Raw genomic sequence first — 2,047 nt, 5'->3', positions numbered from 1 at the left:
CCCCCGGCGACCTTCCGCCGCCCGTTCCGCCGGACGACCTGCCCGATATCGGCCCGACCGGGCCGCGCACGCCCTATCCAGTCAACGACCCCGGCATCGGCGAACCGGGCGGCCCCGGCTCCGAGCCGGACGTGTTCCCCGGCGCCCCGACGGACCCCGGCGTCCGGATGTGAGGACGACTCAGATGTGAGGACGACTCAATGGCCGCCGTGCGACGCCCTGACGTCGCGCGGCGCCGCGAGGATCTCGGAGAGGCTCGTCGCCACGTGACGGGCCTCTTCGTCGGTCAGGCGCAGCTGGAACGGCGGCAGGGCCCCCGCCTGGAAGGCGACGACGGCTTGGCCCTGGTCGTCGGTGCCGACTTCGATCGCCGAGGAGGTGACGTCGAGCATCGCGATGTCCTCGTCGCCCATCTCGTCGGCCATGTCGGCCTCCTCGGGCTCGTCGATGGCGGTGAGCAACTGGCCGACGGCGCGCACGAGGGCGCGGGCGGCGCGGGCATCCATCACGACGGCGGTCGCCTGATCGTCCTTCTGGAAGGAGAGCTGGATGTTGGCCCCTTCCAACGAAACCGAGATACCTGCCATGGATCGCCTAAAAGCCTGAACGCGAACCCTTATATGCACCGCGGCACCCGAAAATCCCAGCGGCCACGGACCCGGTTTCGCCGGCCCTCGCCGAGATGCTGCACCCCTGCCTTGTTGCGGCCGCAGGCAACCCTTAGATAGGGTTGTGGGGGGCTCAACCCTGGGACGGACGCCGGTTACGGGTCTCATGCCCGATGCCCTGCCACCCATACCAGACTTAGAAGTCAGTCGATCCGGTCGCGTTCTCAGGAGCGGGACGGCTCGACCCATCGTCGATACGAGGTTCTTTACGTGAATACCGGTACCGTGAAGTGGTTCAACGAGACCAAGGGCTACGGCTTCATCCAGCCGGATGACGGCGGCAAGGACGTGTTCGTCCACATCTCGGCCGTCGAGCGCGCCGGCATGCGCAACCTGATCGAGGGTCAGAAGGTCTCCTACGAGATCCTCACCGACAAGCGCAGCGGCAAGGACGCCGCCGGCAACCTCCAGGCTGCCTGAGGCCATCGGTCTCCCATCCACGCGACCGTGAACACGGTCGAAACCATCCGACGCCGCCATCCCTCGGGAACGGTTGCGCCGGACGGTCAAGGTAAACCAAATCTTAATCGCCACAGCTTAGAAACAGAGCCGGGCCCGCCATGCTGCGGAGCAAACCCGGTCAATCGGAAGACAAAAACACACACCATGTTGTTCGAATACACCCGACGCCGTAGCGTCCGGTCGCCCGTCACGGATTCGGCGACCTTCAAGGTGGGACGCATCAGGCAGAGCGCGACGTCGGACGCCCCGACCCTCGACCTCTCCCACCTCATCGATGGCTCCTACAACTACCATTCGCCCCGGGAACTGCGCTGGCATCTCGCCGAGCGCCTCGGGCTCGCGCCGGCGGCTCTCGCGCTGCGCGAAGCCGCCCACGCCTGATCGCCCGCGGCGGCGAACGGCCGAGAGCGGGTGACCGCCAGGCACGAACGCCAGCCGGCGAGGGACAGCCTTAGACCCACAGCAATGAGCCGATCCCGGTCCGACCGGGGCGGCTCTTTCGCGTTTCGGGACCGCTTTCTCGCTCGGCGGCCGCTACCGGCCCTTGGCCCAGGCCGCGACGACGCCGTCGCGCAGGCCGTGCGGCACCGCGATCAGCTCGCCGTGCACCGGATCGGGGCGGTTGTAGACCGTCGCGACGCCGGCCATGTCGCAGACCGACCCGCCGGCCTCGCGCAGGATCAGGTCGGCGGCCGCGAGATCCCAGTCGCGCGCGTCCGACGACACCAGCCCGACGTCGACCGAGCCTTCGGCGACGCGGGCCACCCGCAGAGCCAGCGACGGAATCCGGTCGATCCGGTCGAAGGCCGGGTCGGCCCGATCGCGCGAGACCCCGCGCTCCAACCGATCGATCATCGGCTTCGGGCCGGTGACGCGGGCGGTCGGAAGCGCCGCGTCGCGCGCGGCGGCGATCGCGG

General features: G+C 68.9%; 4 protein-coding genes. 2 read left to right on the top strand and 2 right to left on the bottom strand.

Translation table 11 applies throughout. The features are described 5' to 3' along the window. Nucleotides 1–197: 197 nt before the first annotated feature. Nucleotides 198–587, bottom strand: coding sequence for a hypothetical protein (locus FV222_RS24300; RefSeq protein WP_147753604.1), 390 nt, complete (start codon nt 585–587; stop codon nt 198–200). 291 nt (nt 588–878) lie between these two features. Between FV222_RS24300 and FV222_RS24295 the strand changes: the two genes are divergently transcribed. Continuing rightward, a complete protein-coding gene (locus FV222_RS24295; RefSeq protein ID WP_147725959.1) occupies nt 879–1,088 on the top strand; it encodes a cold-shock protein in 210 nt (69 codons plus the stop codon). A gap of 186 nt (nt 1,089–1,274) precedes the next feature. Next, entirely contained in the window at nt 1,275–1,511 is a 237-nt protein-coding gene (locus FV222_RS24290; RefSeq protein ID WP_147753603.1) for an AsnC family transcriptional regulator, read from the top strand. A gap of 153 nt (nt 1,512–1,664) precedes the next feature. Here the strand turns inward: FV222_RS24290 and FV222_RS24285 are convergent. Then, nucleotides 1,665–2,047, bottom strand: a 383-nt coding sequence (locus FV222_RS24285) for an inositol monophosphatase family protein (RefSeq protein WP_281406918.1), incomplete at its 5' end; no start/stop codon positions are given.

The organism is Methylobacterium sp. WL103, assembly GCF_008039885.1.
Taxonomy (GTDB): domain Bacteria; phylum Pseudomonadota; class Alphaproteobacteria; order Rhizobiales; family Beijerinckiaceae; genus Methylobacterium; species Methylobacterium cerastii.
The sequence above is the reverse complement of the archived record's forward strand: the minus strand, read 5'-3'. Positions and strand labels throughout refer to the sequence as shown.